Source organism: Legionella sp. ST3F1 (assembly GCF_048553315.1).
Classification (GTDB): Bacteria; Pseudomonadota; Gammaproteobacteria; order Legionellales; family Legionellaceae; genus Tatlockia; species Tatlockia donaldsonii.
On sequence record NZ_JBLZIO010000095.1, the window covers coordinates 1 to 232 of the forward strand.

The window sequence follows — 232 nt, forward strand, 5'->3', positions numbered from 1 at the left end:
TCGTTGTAGCGGTTAATCAGGAAGTGAGTGCTAATCCAGCACTGGTTAACAGCGACCCGTATGGAGCTGGTTGGCTAGTCAAATTAAAAGCGCATAATCCCGCTGAGTTAAATGAATTGTTGAATGCCGAACAATATCACAACGAGATAGCAGAGGAACACTAATAATGCCTTATATTCCACACACAGACGCCGATACGCACGCCAGGTTGGCGAGCATTGGAGCCAACCAA

The 232-nt window shown here is 46.6% G+C and carries 1 protein-coding gene; it reads left to right on the forward strand.

Annotated elements, in window-relative coordinates; genetic code table 11:
* The coding region (locus ACN4Z1_RS16075) for a glycine cleavage system protein H (RefSeq protein ID WP_419423069.1) at positions 1 to 164 on the forward strand (164 nt) is incomplete at its 5' end.
* Between the last annotated feature and the right edge of the window lie 68 nt (positions 165 to 232).